Source organism: Kitasatospora sp. NPDC091335 (assembly GCF_044757205.1).
Lineage (GTDB): Bacteria > Actinomycetota > Actinomycetes > Streptomycetales > Streptomycetaceae > Kitasatospora.
This window is the reverse complement of the sequence record NZ_JBIVUM010000008.1, coordinates 159,886-180,405: the sequence shown is the minus strand read 5'-3', so window position 1 is coordinate 180,405 and position 20,520 is coordinate 159,886. Positions and strand designations below refer to the sequence as shown.

Genomic DNA, 20,520 nt, shown 5'->3' with positions numbered 1-20,520 from the left:
CCGTGGGGACAGGGGGAACCGGACAGTGTCCGGTTCATGGCAACCGGACCTGCCCGGACCGCCACCGCCTGCACCGGACCGGGACGACCGCCGAGGCCCGCCCCTTCCTCCACGTCGTCGTGGCCCTGCTCGACACGCCGCACCCGGTGACGACGGTGCGGCCCGTCGCGCCGGCGAAGCGGCGGGGCCTGTTCCGCCGCTGAGGAACGCGGCCCCGGGCCCGGGGGCCGGACCTGACGACGGGTCACGGGCAGCGGTCCGCCTCGTTCGCCGGCCCCTGCGGCACGACGCCCGCTGCCGGCCGGCCCGCCGCGCGGCGGGCGTGGATAGGGTGGCCGCCGACGCCGCGCGGCCGACTCCTCGGCGCGCGGCCTTCCGTCATGTCAGGAGAGATCTGGGTGAAGACCCGTATGACAGCGCTCCGGAGCGCCGCGGCCGTCGCGACGGCCGTGCTCACGGCGGTTGCCGCCGCCACCGGCTCCGCCGCGGCCGCTCCCGCCGGAAGTCCGGACACCAAGGCGGTGACGTACCAGGGCCGCGTCTTCCACGTGCCCGCGGCCTGGCCGGTGGTGGATCTGACCGCGGACCCGAAGACCTGTGTCCGTTTCGACCGGCACGCGGTGTACCTCGGTCACCCGGGCGAGCAGCAGGTCTGTCCGCCGCGGCTGGTCGGCCGCACCGAGGCCCTGCTGGTCGAGCCCGCCGCCGGCGCCGCACCGGACCAGGAGGGTTCCAGCCCCGTCGCGCACGTGATCCGGGCGAACGACGGCGTCGTCGCGGTGACCGGGACGTACGACACGGACCAGCCGCTGGTGCGGCGGATCGTCACCGGCGCCGGGCTCACCCCCGCGCCGGCGCACCTGCCGGAGCCGGCGCCCGCCGGTGCCGGGACGGCCGTCGCGCCGCGGTCCACCGCCGCCGCGGCAGCGCCGTCCGGCCGGGCCGCTGCGGCGTCGATACCCGTGTCGGCGACGAACCACACCGGCAAGGGGTTCGACGCCTGCACGGCGCCCTCCGGCGCGGCGATGAACGCGTGGATGACCTCCTCCCCGTACCGGGCGGTCGGCGTCTACATCGGCGGCGCCAAGCGGGCCTGTGCCCAACCGAACCTGACGGCCTCCTGGGTCCAGCAGCAGCAGGCCGCGGGCTGGGCCTTCATGCCGCTGTACGTCGGCGTGCAGGCCTCGTCGATCGTCTCGCCCGCCACCGAGGGCGCCGGCGCCGCCGACGACGCGGTGAGCCAGGCCAGGGCCCTCGGCTTCGGTCCCGGCGCGGTCCTCTACTACGACATGGAGGACTACGCCCCGCAGTACTCGGGCGCGGTGCTCGCCTTCCTGACCGCGTGGACCAACGAACTGCACGCCTGGGGTTACAACTCCGGCGTCTACAGCAGTTCCTCGTCCGGCATGAAGGACCTGGCCGCCAACGTCGGCAACGGCGCCTACACCATGCCCGACGCCGTCTTCAGCGCCAACTGGAACGGCCGCGAGGACACCGCGGACCCGGCGATACCGGCCGGCTACTGGTCAGCCCACCAGCGCGCCCACCAGTACGCCTCGCCGCAGAACCCGGAGACCTGGGGCGGCTTCTCGATAGGCATAGACCAGGACTACCTCGACATCCAGCTCACCGGGATCCCGCGGCCCCAGTCCTCCGCGTTCTTCCTGGGCGTGCGCCAGAGCACGGGCGCCTGGCCCGGTTTCGGCCCGCTGACGGGCGGGGCGGGCCTGTTCCGCGGCTCGGAGGCCGCGATCGCCGGACTGGCGGGAGGCTCCTCGCAGGAACTGGGCATCGGCCTGGACGGCCGGCTCTACCACGGGGTCCGGGCCGCGAACGGCGGCTGGAGCGGTTTCGCCGCGCTCCCCACTGACGGCATGCCGACCACGCAGGCCCGCCGGGCCGGCATCGCGGGCCTGCCGGACGGCTCCTCGCAGGTGGTGGCGATCGGCAGCGACGGCAACATCTACCACGAGACCCGTTTCGCCGACGGCAGTTGGAGCGGTTTCGCTCCGCTTCCCGGGGTCGGCACCCCGACCATGGCGGCCGGGGACGTCGCCATCGCGGGCCTGCCGGACGGGTCCACCCAGCTGCTGGCGATCGGCAACGACGGCAACGTCTACCACAAGACCCGTTTCGCCAACGGCAGTTGGAGCGGTTTCGCCGCGCTCCCCGGCGTCGGCACGCCGACCATGGCGGCCGGCCGGGTGGCCATCGCGGGCCTGCCGGACGGCTCCACCCAGCTGCTGGCGATCGGCAACGACGGCAACGTCTACCACAAGACCCGTTTCGCCAACGGCAGTTGGAGCGGCTTCGCCGCGCTCCCCGGCGTCGGTACGCCGACCATGGCCGCGCGGACGGTCGGCATCGCCGGCCTGCCGGACGGTTCGTCCCAGGTGGCGGTGATCGGCAACGACGGCAACCTCTACCACGAGACCCGCTTCGGCACCGGCAACTGGTCCGGCTTCACCGCCGTCCAGGGCCCGGCGGGCGTGAGCACCTTCCCGGCCCAGCGCGCCGCCATCGCGGGCCTGCCGGACGGTTCCAGCCAGCTCGTGGCCACCCGGAGCTGACCGGGCACGCCCCGGCACGCCCCGGCACCAGGCGCCCCCGTCCCCGGTACTTGCGGGGGGCGGGGGCGTTTGCCGTCGTTCCGGCGGGAGGCAGGGGGCGCCGGCTACCGCCCGGGGCCCTCGTGCGACCGACCCGCGGCGGTGAGCTCCCGCCCCGGCATCCGCCCGTCATCCGCGCCCCGTCATCCGCGCCCCGTCATCCGCGCCCCGTCATCCGCGCCCCGTCATCCGCCGTCCCGTCATCCGCCGTCCCGTCATCCGCCGTTCCGCGCCTCCGAGGGGGAGTCGCCGGTGAGGCCGGCGACCATCCGGGCGTAGGCGCGTTCAGCGCGCTCGTCGAGTTCGTCGAGCGGGATGCCGGTGCCACGGGCGTACGCCTCGCGGAAGATCACGTAGCCGACCAGGGTGGCGGCGGCCATGACGTGGGCCGCCACCGGGTCGCTGTCGGGCGGCAGCGCGCCCTCGCGGCGGTCGCGCTCCAGGCTGCGGCGGGTCTGGGCGAACCGGGGCAGCGGGTTGACGCCCTCGTCGCCGTCGAGGGCGAGCAGGGCCTCCAGCCGGACGACCTCGGGCTCGGCGATCCGGTGCCGGAACATCTCGGCCCGGCGCTCGGCGAACGGCAGGTCCCAGAACCCGGCCTCCCGTTCGGCCACCTGACGGTCCACCAGGTCGGCCACCGAGGCGCGCAGCAGGGCCTGGCGGCTGCCGTAGTACTGGTAGATCTGCCCGTGGTTGACCCCCGCCTCGGTCGCGATCTCCCGCAGGTTCACGCCCGTGAGCACGCCGTCGCGCCGCAACAGCCGGCGCGCCGCGTCGAGCAGGTCGGCCTCGGTCTCCTGCCGGCTGCGGCGCCGTCGCCGCGGTCGGCCGGTGTCGTTCACGTCCGGCTTCTGGTCCATGGGTCGGGCTGTCTCCGTTCACCGCGATCTGCTCCCGGGGTCTTGCCCCCGTGCGGGGCCTGGCCGTGTTTCATAATTGATCTTGTGGTGGGTCGAGGAGAGATAATGGATGCTGCGTGGGCTCGGATTGAGCCGTTGCTGCCGCAGCGGGACGGTGCTGGGCGTCCTTGGCGGGATCACCGCCAGGTGGTGAACGGGGTTCTGTGGCGGTTGCGCACGGGTGCCCCGTGGCGTGACCTGCCCGAACGGTACGGGCCGTGGCAGACCGTCTACCGGCGCTTCGCCCAATGGGAGAAGGACGGCACGTGGGCCGCGCTTCTGCAGGAGGTTCAGGTCCGCAACGACTCGGTGGGGACCGTGGAGTGGACGGTCTCGATCGACTCCACCGCCGCGAGGGCCCACCAGCACGCGGCCGGTGCCCGCAAAAAGGGGATCAGCCCGAGGACGAATCGGATGATCCGGCAGCAGTTGCGCGCCGCGAGGCGCTCGGCAGGTCCCGGGGCGGGCTGACAACCAAGATCCATCTGGCGGTCGACGGTCGGGGCCTGCCGCTGTCGATCGTGCTGAGTTCCGGCAACACGGCCGACTGCACGATGTTGCCCGCCGTCCTCGATGCCATCAGTGTCCCGCGCGTGGGACCCGGGCGTCCGAGGACCAGGCCCGACCGGGTCGTGGCGGACAAGGTGCTCGGTGCCGGGCTGGCGGTGGTGGGGGCTCTGCTGTGCACGACGGCCTACTTCCGGTGGCGTTCGGTCCAGCGGGCGATGCGCCACCGGCGGCCGTTGCCGCCGAGCCGGCTGCTGCCGGTGCTGGCCACGGGTGCCGCGCTGACCGGCCTCGGCCTGCTTCTGCTGATCGTGCGGGCGGCATGACCCCGGGCGATCCCGGGCTCCAGCCCGAACGCACCACCCTCGCAGGCCGCCGCACCGCACTCTCGGCGCTGGTCACGGCCGTCCTGGCGCTGCGCGGCGCTCTCGCCCACCGGGCCCCGGCCGTGACGTCGCAGACGTACAGCAGGGGGCTGACCTCGATGTCGAGTCCGGTCTCCTCCAGCATCTCCCGGCGCAGCGCCCCGGCCAGGGTCTCGCCGCCCTCGACCTTCCCGCCGGGCAGGGACCACCTCCGAGGCCCCTCGGTGTCCTGGTCCAGCAGCATCCGGCCGCGCCGCACGGCGATGCCCGTCACACGTGTATGCATCCGCGCACCGTACCGCCTCCCAACAGCGGGGGGAGAACGGTCCGTTGAAGAGTTCCACCAGCCCCGTGGTGATCGTCGCCGGTGGGCGGTCACCCGGCCGGCCGACTCCTCGCGGACGCTGCCCGAGGAGTTCCCCCGGTCGGGGGACCTCCCTGCCCGGCGATCCCGGACACCGCGTCGAACCGCCTTCCAGGTCGGAGGGGATTCCCGGCACGAGCCATCGGGTTCGCGGGCGGCCCCTTCGACTGCCCGCTCTCCAGCCGCTTCGACGAGAACGACGCCGTCGCCATCTCCTGGACCGCCGTCGACCTCGCCCGAGCCGCCGGCCCCCGCCCGGCGGCCGCCCGCGCCTACCCCGGTCCGACCAGCCCGCACTCGTACGCGAAGATCACCGCCTGTACCCGGTCCCGCAGATCCAGCTTGGCCATGACCCGGCCGAGATGCTTCTTCACCGTGGGCTCCGCGAGACCGAGGGCGGCGGCGAGTTCCGTGTTGGTCAGGCCGCGGGCGGTGCCCAGCAGGACCTCCCGCTCGCGCGCGGTCAGCGCGCGCAGCCGCTCCGCGTCGCCCCCGCCACCGTCGCCCCCGGCGGCGGGGAGCCGGTGCGCGAAGCGGTCCAGCAGCCGCCGGGTCACCCGGGGGGAGACCACGGCGCCCCCCCGGGCCACGTCGCGGATCGCCCCCAGCAGCTCCTCCGGCCGGCTGTTCTTCAGCAGGAAGCCGGATGCCCCGGCCCGCAGCGCGTCGAAGGCGTACGCGTCCAGGTCGAAGGTGGTGAGCACCAGCACCCGCGTCCCGGGCACCTCGCGCAGCAGCCGCCGGGTCGCCTCGATGCCGTCGGTGCCGGGCATCCGCACGTCCATCAGCACCACGTCCGGCCGCAGCCGCCGCGCCAGCTCCACCGCCGCCGCCCCGTCGGCCGCCTCCCCGACCGGCTCCATGTCCGGCTCGGCGCGCAGGATCATGCCGAACGCCAGCCGCAGCAGCTCCTCGTCGTCCACCAGCAGCACCCGGACGCTCACGGCGCGCCCCCGGGATCCAGCCGTACGAAGACCCGCCAGCCGCCGCCCGGCCGCGGGCCCGCCTCCAACACCCCGCCGAAGGCCGCGGCGCGCTCCCGCATCCCCGCGAGACCCCGCCCGGACCCGGCGGATCCCGGTCGCCCGGTCCCTGCGGCCCGCCCGTCGTCGGTCACCTCGACCGTGACCGCCCCCGGCGCGCAGGACACCCGCACCTCGGCGCGCGCCCCCTCCGGCGCGTGGCGCAGCGCGTTGGCCAGCGACTCCTGGACGAGCCGGTGCACCGTCAGCTGCGCCGCGGCCGGCACCCCGGCGGCCTCGCCGTCCACCCGCAGCCGGGTCACGAGGCCTGCCGCCTCCGTCCGTTCGCACAGCGCCCCGAGCTGCCCGATCCCCGGTGGCGAGCGCCGGTCGTCCCCGGGCCCCGCGTCGGGACCGGCGTCCTGGAGCAGGCCCAGCGCCCGCCGCATGTCGGTCAGCGCCTGCCGCCCGGTCTCCGCGATCCGGGCCGTCACAGCGGAGGCGTCGGCCGGCCGCGCGTGCCCGAGCGCGTCCGCCAGCGCCACCACCACCGACAGGCCGTGCGTCACGCTGTCGTGCAACTCCCGCGCGATCCGGGCGCGTTCCTCCTCCACCGCCCGACGCTCCCGCTCGTCGCGGTCCCGTTCCAGCCGCACCAGCCGCTCCGCCCGCGCGGCCCGCCGGATCCGGGCGTTGGCCCCGAGCAGCGCGCTCGCGGCAACCGCCGCCGTCATCGCGGCGGCCGAGGCGAGGAACCGGCCCTCGGGCGCCCAGCGCGCCGCCGCCGGCACCGTCCCGGCCACCGCCACCAGAGCCGCCGCCCACGCCGACCGGTACGGCGCCCGCGCGGTCACCGTCCCGAGGGCGACCAGCAACGCCGCGTCGGCCGGCAGCTGAACACCCAGCAGCCACTGCGCGAGCGCCGCGGCGGCGATCACCACGAACGCGGCCCGGGGCGCCCGCCGCCGCCACACCAACGGCAGCACCAGAGCGGTCTGCAACGCGAAGCCCGTACCGTCCGCCACCCGCCCCGGCCCGAGCGTCACCAGGAACAGGGCCGCCGCGAGCGCGGCGTCCGCCACCAGGGGCGGCACCCGCCCCGGCAGCCAGGCGAGGGCGCCCGGCGGGCCCGTCCGTACCGCGCCGGTCTCGGCCATCGTGTCCGTCCTCGCGTCCGCGTCGTCCGGCGTCCTCGCCGGAGCCCCACGGTAGGGCCCCCGCGCCCGCTGAGGCGTCCGCCCAGCGGCGGAGACCGGGGGAGACCCCGGAACACCGGGGGCTCCTCCGCGCGGAGGAGCGGACGCGCCCCGGGGCGACCCGCGCCCACCTGCGGGATCGTCCCCCGGCAGGGCGCCCCGCACCCCCGGCGGCGGAATCCTGGTGGCGACCCCGTATCCGCACTGCCCGAGGAGCCCGCCCATGCCCCCGACCCGCCGCGCCCTGCTCGGCACGCTCGGCGCCGCCGCGCTCGCCACCGTGGCCGCCGCCCCCGCCTTCGCCGCGGAAAGCCGCCCCGCCACCCCGGCCGGGGGACACGGCCCCGCGCACGCCCCCGGCGCCCCCGTCCCACTGCGCCTGCCCGCGCCCACCGGGCCCTGGCCCGTGGGCACCGTCGCGCTGCACCTGGTCGACGACAGCCGCCCCGACCCCCTCCTGCCCGCCAAGCCCTACCGGGAGCTCATGGCCGGCCTCTGGTACCCGGCGGAACCCGGCGCCGGGCATCCGACGGCCCCCTGGCTGTCCCCGGCCGCGGCGGCCGACTGGGACGCGCACTCCGCACCGGCCCTCGGTGTCCCCGCCGGTGCCGCCGACTGGCGGGGGATCAGGACCCACGCCCGCACCGGCGCGCCCGTCGCCCGCCGCGCCGGCCGGCTGCCCGTGGTGCTGTTCTCCTCCGGCGACGGCGGCTCGCGCGCCCTCGGCACCACCCTGGCCGAGGAACTGGCGAGCCGCGGCCACCTCGTCGTCGCCCTCGACTCCACGTACGAGGCCGAACAGGTCGAGTTCCCCGGCGGCCGGGTCGAACGCGCCCTCCCGCTTCCCGACGACCTCACCCCGGAGGTCATCGCCGCCCTCCTCGCCGGGCACTCACGGGCCCGCCTCGCCGACGCCCGCTTCGTCCTCGGCGCACTCGACCGGCTCGCCCGCGGGGACCGCCCCGACAGCGGCACCGGCCCACTCCCGGACGGGCTCGCCGAAGCCGCCGACCCGGCCAGGACCGGCGTGCTGGGGCAGTCCCTCGGCGGCTCCGTCGCCGCCGAGCTCGCCCACGACGAGACCCGCGTCCGCGCGGCGGCCGACCTCGACGGCGCCCTCCTCGGACCCGTCGCCGACAGCGGCCTCGCCAAGCCCTTCCTGCTGATGGCCTCCGGTACGAAGACCCTGCGCACCGAACCGAGTTGGGCTTCCTTCTGGGCCGCGTCCACCGGCCCCCGGCACGCCCTGCGGCTGCGGAACGCCGCCCACGGCTCGTACACCGACCTCCAGGTCCTCCTGCCCCAGCTCGTCCGCCGCCTCCCGGTCCCCGACGCGGCCGGACTCATCGGCACCGTCGACCCCCGGCGCTCCCTGGCCGCCCAGCGCACCGCCGTCGCCGCCTTCTTCGCGCGGTACCTGACGGGGCGGCCCACCGGCTTCCTCGACCGGCCCGGCGACGACTGGCCGGAGCTGGAGGTGCTGCGCTGAACCGGCCCGCCCGGCACCCCTCGTGGCGCCGGGCGGGCCGGCCGTCCGGCCGGCAGCGTGGCGCGCGCGGAGCGGGCCGGAACACGGAGCCGGCACGATCGAAGGACGGACGGACCCCCTGTGCGCTGGTGTGCCCCGCCACCTGATCGGACCCTGACTCGGCGGTACCGCCGGGGTGTCACGACCCGGTGGACATCGACCGGATGCCGTCGGAAGCGTCAGTGCCCGCAGTCGTCGGGGCGGCTGGTGCGCCGCCCGTCCCTTGCCGCCGGTCAGGGTCTCAGCTGTACGGGCTCCAGCGTCCGAAGCGGCCCAGCAGCCGACGGGCGCCGTCCTCGTTCAGGCCGAGCGCGGCGGAGGTCTCCTCCAGGCTCAGGTCTCGCCGGGCATCGTGGGCGGGCCAGTAGGCAGTACGCTCCGCCGTCACCTCCAGCATCCTGGCGGCCCTCAGTGCCGCCAGCGGGGAGTCCTTCCCCAACGTCTCGATCCCGTCGGCCAGGCGGCGCAGCAGTTCGTTGATCTCCTCCGGCAGGGCCACAGCGGACCTCTCCACCTCGGCGGCGTGCCCGTCCCACTCCTCCTCGCACTCCGTCGCCAGGTCCACGGCCGCTTCGCCGAGGGTCTGTTCGCCGAACCGGTCCCAGTCGAGGGCGCGCGCGGCGCCGGTCCAGCCGCAGGAGCACACGGCGCGCAGGGCGTGGGCCCGCGGGCGCAGGCCGGCGCTGCCGTCGTACACGGTCCACTGCGTGGTTACCCGCCCGGCCCCGTGCTCCGTCAGGATCAGGTACGCGGGTTCGGGAACGGTGCCGTCGGGCAGGAGCACGCCGACGGCGCCTTCGTGTGAGTCCCCGAACTCGTCCGTCGTCCACGTTTCCCGCTCGCCCACGGTGTCCCTCCGGGATCCGGCCGTCCTGAGCACCCGTCCGCCGGGGCGCGGGACCGACGATGCCGCAGGAGACGTCCATGTGTCAGCGGAACGAGGAAAGACCAGCTTTCCGTGTCCGGCGCCGCGGGGTGGTTGCCCGGCCGACGCGTGCTGCTCGGCCTCGTGTGCCGCGTGCTCGCCGCCCGTTCCTCCTGTCCGAGCCCGCGTGCGGCCCCACCGACAACTGCGGTGGGGCCGCCTTCATTTCAGGAGCGGGGCGTCAGTGCCGGTGACTCCGACGGCGGGAGGCGAGGACGAGGGCCGCGCCGCCGAGGACGACGGCGGCGCCGATGCCGCCGATCAGCGCGACCTGGCTGCCCGTCGCGGCGAGGCCGCCACCGCTGCTGCCGGCGCCGGCGCCCGGCGGCTGCGTGCCGGTGGGCTCCGGGTGGGAGCTGGGGCTGTCGGTCGGCGTCGCCGTCGCGGTTGCCGTCGCCGAGGAGGAGGACGAGGGCGAGGGCGAGGGCGAGGACGTCGGGGACGGCGTGGAGGTGGTCACCGTCACCGTGGCGGTGCACTCGCCGGCGGTCGAGCCGGCCGGGCAGTTGCCGCCGGGCCGGTCGGACACCACCGTGTTGCGCAGCGTGTGGTCCCCGGCGGCCGGGTCCTTCACCTTCACCGTGTACGTCACCCGGGCGCTGCCGCCGACCGGCAGGTCGCCGGTCCAGCCGAGCACCGGCTGGGTGTAGGACACCTTGCCGGAGGTGGCGGTGGCATCACCGTTGTACGTGGCGTCGTCGAGGACGGCGCTCAGGTCGTCGGTGACGTTCAGTCCGGTGATCGGCGCGTTCCCGGTGTTGGTGATGTCCACCTGGTACTTCACGGTGTCACCGGGCAGGGCCTGGGCCTTGTCGGAGGTCTTGGCGAGCCGGTAGCCGGCGTGCTCGGAGACGGTGTTGCGCACGGTGTTGCTGGTGCGCTGCTGGTCGCGGCCGGTCTGGGCGCCGCGGTAGGCGAGCGAGGAGGTGTTGTCGAGCTTGGTGCCCGGCGCGAGCCCGGCGTCGACCCGGGCGCGGAAGGAGAGGGTGGTCTCGGCGCCCGGCGCGAGGTCGGCGGCGGTGCAGGTGACGTCGCGTCCGGCGGCGGTGCAGCCGGGGCCGGAGCCGTCGACGTAGCTGGTGCCGGCGGGCAGCACGTCGGTCAGGGTGACGCCGGTGGCGGTGTCGAGGTCGGCGGTGCTGCCGTCCTTGTGCCGGTTGGCGACGGTGAAGGTGTAGGTGATCTCGGCGCCGGGGTCGACGGTGCCGGGCGGGTTGTTCGTGGTGGAGCCGGCCGGGTTGTTGGCCTTGGTGATCTGCAGATCCGGTTCGAGTGCGTCGACGGCGAGCCAGGCCGCCTGCGGGTGCAGTGCGTCGCCCGCGCCGTTGATCCGGAGCACGGCCTGGGTGCTGCCGGCGGGGATCTTGCCGGTGACGTCGATCATCCGGGCGTCGTAGCCGTAGTTGTTGACCGGCGCGGGGGAGCGGGTGGTGATGTTGGTGCCCGTCCCGTTCGCCGTGACGGTGTCGATCCGGCTGGTGAAGGCGTTGTCGGTGACGGCGCCGGCGGGGCCGGGCATCGGCAGCAGCGTCAGGTTGTCGGTCGAGGAACCGACCAGCAGCTGGTCGCCCTGGATCGGCACGTCGCCGTCGCCGACGGTGACCCCCATGGTGGCCCGCGGGGCCGTGGCGGGCGTGTGGATGCCGGAGAGGGTGAGCGTCGCCAGGTTGTCGGGGTGGCGCAGCAGCTGGAAGCCGTCCCAGACCTGGAGGTAGCGCAGCGGCTCCGCCTGGTTCTCGTAGGCCACCACCAGCGACCAGCCGCCCCAGCAGCCCACGTTGTTGCCGCCGAAGTTCTGCGCGGAGGAACGTCCGGCGCACGCCTGGATGTCCGCGACGGTGTAGTTGCCCGGGCCGGCGGCCTTCACCTGGGCGGTGACGTCCTTCACGCCGGCCCCGGCCAGCAGCGGCTCCGGCGGGTTGCCGCCGACCTGCTGGTCGAACCAGTCGTAGGTGTCGGCGGTGAGCTGCTCGTAGGAGGAGCCGCCCGGGACCTTCCAGGACACCGTGTTGCCGGTGTCGATGTCCCCGGAGGTGCCGCCCGCGGTGCTGGTGTTGGTCGGGTTGAACTGCCAGTACAGGCGGGCCGACAGCACCTGGGCCCCGGCCGGGATCACCAGCTGCGCGGAGGACGCGTTGTTGCCGGGAGCGTTCGGGTCGGTCTTCACGTACTTGGTGCGGCCGTTGTTGGTGCCCTCGGTGTCGTTGCAGACCGAGCCGTCGCTGTCGTCGCAGGTCAGCACCGAGTTGGACGCCATGGTGAGGTTGCCGTGCGCGAGCAGGTCCACCGTCGGGGCCGGGCCGATCGGCCGCTGGGCGCCGGTCCCCCGAGCGGCCTTGCCCGCCGGGGTCTTGTCCGCGCTCGTGGCGGCCGACGCTGACGGGGCGACGAGTGCCGTGGCCGGGGCGAACGCGAGCGCCGAGGCGGCGAGGACCCCGAGGACCACCCTGCCGGGCAGGCGCCGGGACCGGCGTTCGGCTGCCGGGTGTTCCCCGCCGGCGGCGGATGGTATGCGGTCTCTCATGGGGGACTCCAGGAGTTGTTCGAGGGTTCAGGAGGGGTGAGGGTGCACCCCCCTGGGAGGAATCGTGACGGTACGTCCGGATTCGACCGGGTCAAATAATATGTCACATTCCTTTGTTCATTGCTCAACAGTTTTCGCCGCGGCCACTTGTGGTCACTTGTGCTCCATGAGGTGCACGTCGGACCGGTGCGGGGCGAGGGTCTCGCCGCGGCGGGTGCCGGTGCCGAGCATGACCTCGAACAGGTCGGTGAGCTGATCCGCGTGGTGATCGGCGCCATGGCCGTCGTCGACGGCGGCGCGTTCGTCGTCGGTCAGCGGGACGGACACGGCCGACTTCCGCAAGTTGCTTTCGGCTTACAGGAGTTGGGATCGCATGCGTCCTGGTCTCGCTGCGGGACGCGCTGCGGCGCCGGGAGATCCGGGTGGTCGGCGCGAGCCGATGGCGCGACCCGGAGGGCGACCTGCCGCAGGACTTCGAGGACAACCGGGACGTGCACCACGGCGCGATCCGTCAGCCGCTGGATCCGGGCGAGTTCACCGGCACCCTGCGGGTGAGGCTCCGAGTGGCCCTGACCCGGTTCGATGCCGCGCTGGAGGAGGGCCCGACCGGCGGGGTGGAGATCGTCCGCAGGCGCGGCGGGGTTCGGCGGGGCGGTTCTGCGCGCCGGTCAGGTGGCCGAGGCGGTCGGGGGCCTGGTGGAGGCGGGCGGACCCGCGGTGGTCGAAGCGGTGGTTCCCCCTCCGGGAGAGCGCCGCGCGGCCGCGTCGGGCGCGCCCGGAGAGGGTGGGCCGCCCCGCACGAACCCGTGCGGGGCGGCCCCGGGCGGCACCAGCGCCGCGGCGGTCGCCGCTGTCAGCGGGGCCCGGTCCCGGCTGAGGCCTGGTCGCGCGCGGCGGCCGGACGGTGGTCCGGGGTGTAGGCCCAGGGGCGGAGGTGCTCCAGGGCCTTGCCGATCCTGAAGACGGTCGGGTCGTCGTAGGTGTGGCCGACGATCTGGACGCCTGTTGGCACGCCCCAACTGGATCGGCCGCTCGGGACGTTGAGGACGGGGCAGCGGTTGTTGATGTTGAAGGGGGCTGTCATGCACGCCCACAGGGGCTCGCCGTGGTCCTCGCCGTTCACCACCAGGCGGTCCAGGAGGTCGTCTCCGGCGGGCAGGCCCGGGACGGCTGTGGTGGGGCAGATCAGGGCGTCGAAGGGCGCCATCGCCTCACCGAGTTCGCGCTGCATCCTGGTCTCGACGCGCAGGCCGTCGAGGTAGCTGACGCGCTCGCGGGCGATCGCCATGGTGTCCGCGAAGGCCACCGTGTAGGCCGACATCCGGTCGCGGTGCTCGGCCTCGATCTCGGACACGAGGGCTCCGAAGATGGAGGAGAAGTGCGCCGCGAGGCTGAGGAGGAGGTCGTCCTTGGTCCAGGGCAGTTCGATCTCCTCGACGACCGCGCCGGCGTCGGTGAGGGCGCGGGCGACGGCGCGGGTGTCGGCCTCGATCTCCGGGTGGACGTCGTACGCGCCGAGGCGCAGGCACAGCGCCACGCGCATCCCCGCGACCGGGGCGAACTCGGTCGGCAGGACGAGCTTCGGACGCAGCGACACGTGGTCGCGCGGGTCGGGGCCGGCCAGGACGTTGGCGAACGCGACGCAGTCGTCCACGGTCCGCGCCATCGGGCCGTCGCCGCGGTAGTGGTCTGCGGAGAGCGGGGCGACGCCGGGGATCCGGCCGTAGGGGGCCTTGAACCCGACGGTGCCGGTGAAGGCCGCGGGGATCCGGGTGGAGCCGCCGATGTCGGAGGCGGAGGCGAGGAGCGCGGTGCCGGCCGCGAGTGAGGCGCCCGCGCCGCCGGACGAGCCGCCGGGGGTGAATTCGGGGTTCCAGGGGTTGCGGGTGACGCCCCACAGGCGGCTGTGGGTGAAGGTGGCGATGGAGAACTCGGGGGTGGCGGTGCGGGCGTGGATGATGCCGCCGGCCTCCAGGATGCGGTCGACCACCGGGGCGTTCTCGGTCGCCGTGGTGCCGACGTTGACGAGCGAGCCCTCGGTGAGGGAGCGCCCGGCGATGGCGTGCTTCTCCTTCGTCGCGACCGGGATGCCCTCCAGCGGGCGCGGCGCCAGGCCGCCCTTGCCGAGGAAGCGGTCCTCGGCGTGCCTGGCCTGTTCGAGCGCCTCGTCGAAGAGCCGCTCGGTGAAGGCGTTGACGACCGGCTCGGTCTGCTCGGCGCGGTCGATCACCGCGCGCATCAGCTCCACCGGGGACAGCTCGCGGGCCATGAACAGGCGTCGGGCTTCGGTGGCGCTGAGGTAGGCGAGGTCGGATCCGGAGTCGTACACGTTCATGCGGAGGCCTTTCCGGAAAGCCGGGGCAGGGGGGAGGGAGAGGGAGAGCAGGACGTGCGGGAGGTACGGGGCCGGGGAGCCGTGCGTCAGCCGTTCCGGTCGTTCCAGCCGCTCCGGTCGCCGTCGGCACGGTCGCCGTCGGCACGGGCGTCCTCGGGGCACAGCCACGGGGCGGCCGCCGCGAGCAGGGCCGTCACCCCGATCCGGATGGTGGGGTCGGGGACGGGGGCGAAGTGCGGTGAGTGGTTGGCGGGGACCGTGTCGGGCAGACCGTCCGTCACCAGCGATGCGGGGTCGATGTCCCGGAAGAGCGCGGGGTCGGCGCCGCCGAAGTGCCAGAAGACCGAGGGAACACCGAGGGCCGTGCCGAAGACACCGAAGTCCTCGCTGCCGGTGAGGGGCTGGGGCAGGGTGAAGACCCGCTCCCGGCCGAGGGCTTCGGCGATCGCCGTCACCACGGTGTCCGTGGCGGGGCCGTCGTTGACGGTGAGGGGGAAGGAGTTGATCGCGGTGATCTCCGGGTCCTCCGGGGCACCGGAGGCGGCGGCCTCGGCGCGGACGATCCGTTCGACGGCCGCGAGGACCCGGTCCCGGACCGCGGGAGTCGTGGAGCGGATGTTGATCCGCAGCTCCGCGGTGTCGGGGATGATGTTCTCCTTGGTGCCCGCGTGCAGCGAGCCGACGGTCACCACCGCGGTCTGCGCCGCCCCCGTCTCGCGGGAGACGATCGTCTGCAGCCGCATGACGACCGCGGCGGCCATGACGACCGGGTCGACGGTCGACTCGGGCGTCGAGCCGTGTCCGCCGCGCCCGAAGAGGCGCACCCGCAGGCTGTCGGAGGCGGCCATCAGCGGGCCGGGCCGGGTGCCGACGAACCCGGCGGGCGCCGGTGCCACGTGCTGGCCGAGGCAGACGTCGGCGCGGGGGAAGCGCTCCAGGAAGCCGTCCTCGATCATCGCCGGCGCACCGCCGACCTCTTCGGCGGGCTGGAACACGGCGACGACCGTGCCGCGCCACTCCTCACGGGCGGCGGCCAGCTGGGCGGTGGCGCCGAGGAGGCAGGTGACGTGCATGTCGTGGCCGCAGGCGTGCATCACGGGCACCTCGTTGCCGTCAGCGTCGACGGCGGTCTCGCGGGAGGCGTACGGCAGCCCCGTCCGCTCCCGGACCGGGAGGCCGTCCATGTCGGCGCGGAGCAGGACCACGGGGCCCTCGCCGTTGACCAGGACCCCGACGACCCCGGTGCGGCCGACGCCCTCGGTGACGTCCCAGCCCTGCCGCCGCAGGCGGTCGGCGACGATCCCGGCGGTGCGGAACTCCTGGAACGACAGTTCCGGGTGGGCGTGCAGGTCCTCGTAGACGGCGAGCAGGTCGGGGAGCCGGTCGGGAAGGGCCGTCAGCAGGCGGGGGAGGGAGGCGGCGGTCATGCGGATTCCTTTGCGGGCTCGGGAAGGCCGGACGCGCCGGTGGCGGTCCGGAAGGAGGCGGCGTCCTGTGGGGTCAGGAGAGCCATGGCGGCGGCGATGCCGGCGCCGAGGACCAGGGAGGCGAAGGCCACCCGGAAGGAGAAGGCGTCGGCGAGCGCGCCGACGAGGGGAGGGGCGGCCATGCCCGCCACCTGGCCGCCGAGGACGATCACCGCGCTGCCCACGCCGACCCGCTCCGGTGCCAGCCCGCTCAGCGGGACGGCGAAGACGGGCATGTAGCAGAGGGAGACGGCGACCGACGCGACGGTGCCGAAGACGACGAAGCCGGTGAGCGAGGAGGAGAAGGCGACCAGGAGCAGCGCGAGCGCGGCCACGGTCATGGCGGGCAGGATCACCTTGCGGTGGTGGCCCCCGAGCCGGTCCGAGATCCGGCCGCCGATGACCGTCGCCCCGGCGGCGGCGAGGGCCGGGACCGCCATGAGCGCTCCGGCCGCGGTGAGGGAGAGTCCGAACTCGTCGCCGAGGTAGGAGGGGACCCAGGTGTTGAAGCCCCAGACGATCGCGCTGTAGCCGAACATCATGGCGCTGAAGCGCCAGACCACGCCCAGCCTCAGGACATCGCCGATGCCGGCGCGGACCGTGGCCGTCGCCGGTTCCGTCCGGGGCAGCGGGGCGGGCAGCCGCGTCCGCACCGCCACCAGGACGAACACGCCGAGCGCCGCCGTGGAGAAGAACGCCGAACGCCAGCCGAAGACCGCGATCAGGGGAGCGACGAGAAGCGGGGTGAGGACACCGGCGATCGCGTTGGAACTCATGATCAGGCCATTGGCGGCCATCCGCTCGTCCGGCCTGGTCCGCTCGACGAGGACCTTCAGCGCGGCGGGCGGGAAGACGCCCTCGGCGGCACCGAACGCGAACCGCAGCACCAGCAGAACGACGAACGACCAGGCGAAGCCGGTCAGCGCGGTGAACACCGACCACGCCAGCAGGGCCCAGAGCGTGACCCGGCGCGCGCCGTACCGGTCGGCGAGCATGCCGCCGGGTATCTGGGCGAGCGCGTAGGCGAGGAAGAACGCGGAGACGATCAGGCCCTGCTGCCCGCGGCTCAGCCCGAACTCGGCGCCGAGGGAGGGCAGGACCAGATTGATGACGAGCCGGTCGGCGTAGTCGACCAGCCAGGCGGCGAACAACAGGACGATCGTGATCCGGACCGTTCTCCGGGCGGACTGCGGGGACGGAGCAGACACGCGGCACTCCTCATCACCGTGGCCGAAACTGGGCATCGGCCGGAAGTGCCCCTACCATCCGACCTGTGACCGGAATACCCGAGGAATTGCAGGAAAACATCAGGGAAAGCGCCGCACCGCCCGATTCCCGCCCGCCCGATTCCCGCCCGGCCGATTCCCGCCCGCCCGACTCCCGCCCGCCCGATTCCCGCCCGGCCGATTCCCGCCCGCCCGACTCCCGCCCGCCCGACTCCCGCCCGGCCGCCGCGGACGTGCGCTTCTCCGAACTGGACCTCGCGCTCGTCGACGCCCTGCAGGCCGCGCCCCGGGCGCCGTGGTCCCAGGTCGGCCGGGCGCTGGGCGTGGACGCGACCACGGCGGCCCGGCGCTGGGAGCGGCTGCGTGCGAACGGCCTGGCCTGGGTCACGGCCTACGACGCGGCGAAATCGGCCACCGTCGGCTACGTCGAGGTGCGCTGCCGGCCACGGGCGCTCGAATCCGTCAGCCGGGCCCTGGCCGACATGCCCTGGGTCTTCAGCGTCGACGAGACCGCCGGCGACTTCGACCTCCTGGCATCCGTCGCGGCGGCCGACCTGCCGTCCCTCGGCCGCTCGGTGCACGGCCTGATCGGCGGGTTGAAGGGGGTCCGGTCCACCCGGACCCGCCTCGGGATCACGCTGTACAGCGAAGGCGGCGACTGGCGGATGCGGGCCATGGAGCCCGCCGGGCACACCGAGCTCGCGGCTCCGCGGAGTTCGGGCTCGACCGTGTACAGCGCCCGCATGCACCCGCCGCGCCCGCCGGATGACCAAGCCCTGCTCGCGGCGCTCGGTGTCGACGGACGTCTCGGATACACCGAACTCGGCGCGGCGGCCGGGATGAGCGAACACACCGCCCGCCGCCGGCTCCAGCGGATGGTCCGGGACGGCGACATCACCTTCCGCTGCGACCTGGCCCATCCCCTCGCGGGGCTCTCGACCGTGGTGCTCTACCGCGCCGTGGTCCCCCACACCCATCTCGCGGCCACGGGCAACGCGCTGGCCCGGGCCAAGGAGGTGCGCCTCGCCGTCTCCGTCAGCGGTTCCGACAACCTGCTCGTGATGGCGTGGCTCCGCGGCCTGCACGCCATCGACCCCTTCGAGGCACAACTCGCGGAACGCTTCCCCCAGTTGAGGATCAGCGACCGCACCGTCCTCCTGCACTCCCGCAAACGCATGGGCCGCCTCCTCGGCAGCACCGGTCTCGCCACGGGGCACGTTCCCTTCGCACTGCCACACCTGTGACCCTCCGCCCGCTCTCGGGCGCACGGCCCGCACCGCCGTCGAGGTCGGGCCCGCCGGGACCGATCACGATCCAGGGGCCCACGGCGCCCGGTTGGTCCGGGGCTCCGTGATCAGTGCCCGGACGCCCACCGCCTCACCCGCTCGACCACCCCGGCCGGGTCGGGAACGGCCGGGCGGGCGGTGAACTCGGCGCACCCGGGCCGGGATCGTCGATCGGCGGCACGGGCAACGGACGCTCGCGCAGGTGCGGGGCGAGGTACCCCGCGGCCAGGAGGCCGCGGGACTTCTCCCCATCGGCCCGGACCTTGCCCACAACCGGGCCACCTCCGGCACGGGCGGAGCGCACCTTCAGGGTGCCGTGACTGCCCTGCACCGCGGCGGGCCACCCCCGTACAGACGAAAGCCCACCGAAACCACTCCCATCACGAAGGCCGGACGGCGGGCTACCTCTGCACGGGCGAAGCGCACGTGATGGGGCACCGACCTCTACCTCTGCCGTACCGGGTCACCTCAGCACAGGCGGAGCGGACGTACGAGGCCGGGATGGCAATCGATGTGCTCCATGGCCTGGTTCAACCGCTCCAGCATGCCTGGCCTCCTTCCTCATCCCTCCTTACGGCCGCCTTGCCGACGACAGTCGTGAAGCACGTCTACCCAGCGCTGTGGTCGGTGCCGTCCCCGTCCGGACCGGGAGTACCCCGTCCCAGGCCCCGGCGGATCGCGATCTCCACGGGTGAGTACGCGCCGTCGGCCCGCTCCAGTTCGTACGGCGTGGCCGGCATCAGCGGCGGCTGGGCCATGAAACGCGGCCGCACCCCATGGTGCGGTTGCGCCGCGTGCACCAGGAACGGGTGGCACAGGAAGACGTCGCCCGGGGACCCGGTGGCGAGGGCGAGTGGCCGATGGTCGGTCGCCGTCACCAGATCGGGCGCGAGGGTCAGCCCGCTCGCCCCGTTCTCCCCGTGCTTCTCCAGCACCTTTGGCACGTCGAGGTGTGAGCCGACCCTGATCCGGGTCGGGGCGTCCTCCTCACCGACCTCGCTGAACAGGAACAGCATCAGCAACGCCCGGCCCTGGGAGCGCAGATTGGTGAAGTACCAGCTCTCGCCCTCCGGCAGATAGCTCCCCTCGATGTGCCAACCCGCGTCGTCGGGCTCCTCCTCGTGCGGGAAGCGCAGCGGGAACGTGCCCAGCGAGTAGCGCGGCTCCCAGCGTCCCGCGCCGACGAGCAGGTCGTACGCGTGTTGCAGGGACGGGGAATTGGGTGCGGCGGCGAACGGACCCTGCGCCATGCCGGCCACCCAGTGCACGGGCTCCGTCCATGTCGACGGGTCGTCCGGGTCGCAACCCGTCTCCCGCCACAGCAGCCCTGCGCAGTCAGCGGCCACGCGCGGTGCGACGGCGCCCTCCAACTTCACGAATCCGTCGCGGAGGAAACGGGATACCAAGGTCGTGTCATCCATGCCCCCATCCTGCGGCGACACCGGCTCCGATCACCCGATATTTTCCGCACCGCCTTTGTCGGGTACGAGGATGGGCGTGTGGTCCCCGGCCACGCCGCCCGCTTGAGCTCGTGCCCGGAAGACGTGGTGCGTCGGCCATCAGCCTTCGTCGTCCTCGACGGCGTCCGGGACCCGGACGGACTCGCGGCCCAGGCGCTGTCGGTTCCGCTCCTGCTGTGGCTGTGCGGCAAGGTCCACGAGGACCCGGACCAGGACAGGAAACCCGGCGATCTCGCGGGCCGGGAGGACTTCCCGACCCTCGAGAAGATCGAGCAGCACCTGCTGGACTCGCTCGTGCCGGCGGTCTACCCGAGTGATCCGCGGGATTCTCCGCACCCCGACCGCAGGGCGCCGCGCAGGTGGGCCAGGGGGGCACGGGCCCCGGAAGGCCGAACGGGCGGTCCGTTGGCTCGGGGTTCGGCCATCTCGCCCGGCACCTCACGCAGCGCAAGCAGACCGACCTCAAATGGTGGGAACTGGGCACAACCATGCACCCGTCGGCCCGGATGACCGTCATCGGCTGTGCGGCCGGGATATGCGTCAGGGCGGTCGCCTTCCTCGTGGACTCTGCCTATTTCACCCTCTTCCCGAACCATCCCGGAGGGGACCTCCCCGCCAGGCTCGAGCGCGCGGGGCCGACCGGACACCGTGGAGCCGGAAGACCGCGGCTGGGGAGCCATCCCCGCGAGCGCGGGGCCGACCACTTCCTGACCTGCGGCGATTGGGCTCAGAGTGCGCCAATCCATTCAGTTCGAATCCGGAGTCCCGCAGGTGTGGGACCGACGGACCGGGGGCCGTCTCTCCCGGCTGCGCCCTGGCGAGCCGGGCCTGAGCCTTCGGTGCACCGTACGGGCTGTTTCATGCATGG

Annotated in this window: 14 protein-coding genes and 3 pseudogenes; 5 read left to right on the top strand and 12 right to left on the bottom strand. The window is 74.2% G+C overall.

Annotated elements, in window-relative coordinates:
• The first annotated feature begins 410 nt into the window (after positions 1–410).
• Positions 411–2,570: a glycoside hydrolase domain-containing protein gene (locus ACIQOW_RS19120; RefSeq protein WP_401086295.1), complete on the top strand. Its 2,160-nt coding sequence runs from the start codon at positions 411–413 to the stop codon at positions 2,568–2,570.
• 254 nt (positions 2,571–2,824) lie between these two features.
• On the opposite strand, the gene ACIQOW_RS19115 is transcribed toward ACIQOW_RS19120, so the two are convergent.
• Positions 2,825–3,469 (bottom strand): TetR/AcrR family transcriptional regulator, encoded by a 645-nt coding sequence (locus ACIQOW_RS19115; RefSeq protein ID WP_401086292.1) that lies wholly within the window; start codon positions 3,467–3,469, stop codon positions 2,825–2,827.
• A gap of 84 nt (positions 3,470–3,553) precedes the next feature.
• On the opposite strand from ACIQOW_RS19115, the pseudogene ACIQOW_RS19110 reads away from it, so the two are divergent.
• Both ACIQOW_RS19110 and ACIQOW_RS19105 read left to right on the top strand, forming a co-directional pair.
• A pseudogene (locus ACIQOW_RS19110) lies at positions 3,554–4,152 on the top strand (IS5 family transposase); the annotation flags it as partial.
• A 185-nt stretch (positions 4,153–4,337) separates the two neighbouring features.
• Positions 4,338–4,433, top strand: a pseudogene (locus ACIQOW_RS19105) (DUF202 domain-containing protein); the annotation flags it as partial.
• 56 nt (positions 4,434–4,489) lie between these two features.
• Here ACIQOW_RS19105 and ACIQOW_RS19100 read toward each other — a convergent pair.
• From ACIQOW_RS19100 to ACIQOW_RS19090, 3 genes and pseudogenes are all read right to left on the bottom strand, one after another.
• Positions 4,490–4,666 (bottom strand): annotated as a pseudogene (locus tag ACIQOW_RS19100) (NUDIX domain-containing protein); the annotation flags it as partial.
• A 350-nt stretch (positions 4,667–5,016) separates the two neighbouring features.
• Complete coding sequence (locus ACIQOW_RS19095) at positions 5,017–5,688, bottom strand: response regulator (RefSeq protein WP_401086289.1); 672 nt, start codon at positions 5,686–5,688, stop codon at positions 5,017–5,019.
• On the bottom strand, positions 5,685–6,863 hold the full coding sequence (locus ACIQOW_RS19090) for a sensor histidine kinase (protein WP_401086286.1): 1,179 nt from the start codon (positions 6,861–6,863) through the stop codon (positions 5,685–5,687). The genes ACIQOW_RS19095 and ACIQOW_RS19090 overlap by 4 nt, the downstream gene beginning before the upstream one ends.
• 262 nt (positions 6,864–7,125) lie before the next feature.
• Here ACIQOW_RS19090 and ACIQOW_RS19085 point away from each other — a divergent pair, with 262 nt between their 5' ends.
• On the top strand, positions 7,126–8,391 hold the full coding sequence (locus ACIQOW_RS19085; protein ID WP_401086283.1) for an alpha/beta hydrolase family protein: 1,266 nt from the start codon (positions 7,126–7,128) through the stop codon (positions 8,389–8,391).
• 280 nt (positions 8,392–8,671) lie between these two features.
• Here the strand turns inward: ACIQOW_RS19085 and ACIQOW_RS19080 are convergent, their stop codons facing one another.
• From ACIQOW_RS19080 to ACIQOW_RS19055, 6 genes are all read right to left on the bottom strand, one after another.
• Entirely contained in the window at positions 8,672–9,277 is a 606-nt protein-coding gene (locus tag ACIQOW_RS19080) for a hypothetical protein (protein ID WP_401086280.1), read from the bottom strand.
• Positions 9,278–9,536: 259 nt separating this feature from the next.
• On the bottom strand, positions 9,537–11,879 hold the full coding sequence (locus ACIQOW_RS19075; protein ID WP_401086277.1) for a hypothetical protein: 2,343 nt from the start codon (positions 11,877–11,879) through the stop codon (positions 9,537–9,539).
• A 153-nt stretch (positions 11,880–12,032) separates the two neighbouring features.
• Complete coding sequence (locus ACIQOW_RS19070) at positions 12,033–12,206, bottom strand: hypothetical protein (protein ID WP_401086274.1); 174 nt, start codon at positions 12,204–12,206, stop codon at positions 12,033–12,035.
• Between the two features lie 526 nt (positions 12,207–12,732).
• Positions 12,733–14,214 (bottom strand): amidase, encoded by a 1,482-nt coding sequence (locus ACIQOW_RS19065; protein ID WP_401086271.1) that lies wholly within the window; start codon positions 14,212–14,214, stop codon positions 12,733–12,735.
• Positions 14,215–14,300: 86 nt separating this feature from the next.
• Complete coding sequence (locus tag ACIQOW_RS19060; protein WP_401086268.1) at positions 14,301–15,641, bottom strand: amidohydrolase; 1,341 nt, start codon at positions 15,639–15,641, stop codon at positions 14,301–14,303.
• Positions 15,638–16,888: an MFS transporter gene (locus tag ACIQOW_RS19055; protein ID WP_401086265.1), complete on the bottom strand. Its 1,251-nt coding sequence runs from the start codon at positions 16,886–16,888 to the stop codon at positions 15,638–15,640. Before ACIQOW_RS19055 ends, ACIQOW_RS19060 begins: the two co-directional genes overlap by 4 nt.
• A gap of 251 nt (positions 16,889–17,139) precedes the next feature.
• Here ACIQOW_RS19055 and ACIQOW_RS19050 point away from each other — a divergent pair, with 251 nt between their 5' ends.
• Positions 17,140–18,150, top strand: a complete 1,011-nt coding sequence (locus tag ACIQOW_RS19050) for an Lrp/AsnC family transcriptional regulator (protein ID WP_401086262.1) — start codon at positions 17,140–17,142, stop codon at positions 18,148–18,150.
• A gap of 650 nt (positions 18,151–18,800) precedes the next feature.
• Here the strand turns inward: ACIQOW_RS19050 and ACIQOW_RS19045 are convergent.
• The gene (locus ACIQOW_RS19045) at positions 18,801–19,613 is read right to left on the bottom strand and encodes a phytanoyl-CoA dioxygenase family protein (RefSeq protein ID WP_401086260.1); all 813 of its coding nucleotides are present in this window, start codon (positions 19,611–19,613) and stop codon (positions 18,801–18,803) included.
• Between the two features lie 138 nt (positions 19,614–19,751).
• Positions 19,752–19,931 carry a hypothetical protein gene (locus ACIQOW_RS19040; RefSeq protein WP_401086257.1) on the bottom strand — a complete coding sequence of 60 codons (180 nt, stop codon included), beginning with the start codon at positions 19,929–19,931 and terminating at the stop codon, positions 19,752–19,754.
• Positions 19,932–20,520: the final 589 nt, after the last annotated feature.

Excerpts from the sequence above, each read along its gene's own strand:
- ACIQOW_RS19045 (WP_401086260.1), bottom strand. The coding sequence starts at position 19,613 with ATGGATGACACGACCTTGGTATCCCGTTTCCTCCGCGACGGATTCGTG.
- ACIQOW_RS19085 (WP_401086283.1), top strand. The coding sequence starts at position 7,126 with ATGCCCCCGACCCGCCGCGCCCTGCTCGGCACGCTCGGCGCCGCCGCG.
- ACIQOW_RS19115 (WP_401086292.1), bottom strand. The coding sequence starts at position 3,469 with ATGGACCAGAAGCCGGACGTGAACGACACCGGCCGACCGCGGCGACGG.
- ACIQOW_RS19060 (WP_401086268.1), bottom strand. The coding sequence starts at position 15,641 with ATGACCGCCGCCTCCCTCCCCCGCCTGCTGACGGCCCTTCCCGACCGG.
- ACIQOW_RS19065 (WP_401086271.1), bottom strand. The coding sequence starts at position 14,214 with ATGAACGTGTACGACTCCGGATCCGACCTCGCCTACCTCAGCGCCACC.
- ACIQOW_RS19120 (WP_401086295.1), top strand. The coding sequence starts at position 411 with ATGACAGCGCTCCGGAGCGCCGCGGCCGTCGCGACGGCCGTGCTCACG.
- ACIQOW_RS19075 (WP_401086277.1), bottom strand. The coding sequence starts at position 11,879 with ATGAGAGACCGCATACCATCCGCCGCCGGCGGGGAACACCCGGCAGCC.
- ACIQOW_RS19090 (WP_401086286.1), bottom strand. The coding sequence starts at position 6,863 with ATGGCCGAGACCGGCGCGGTACGGACGGGCCCGCCGGGCGCCCTCGCC.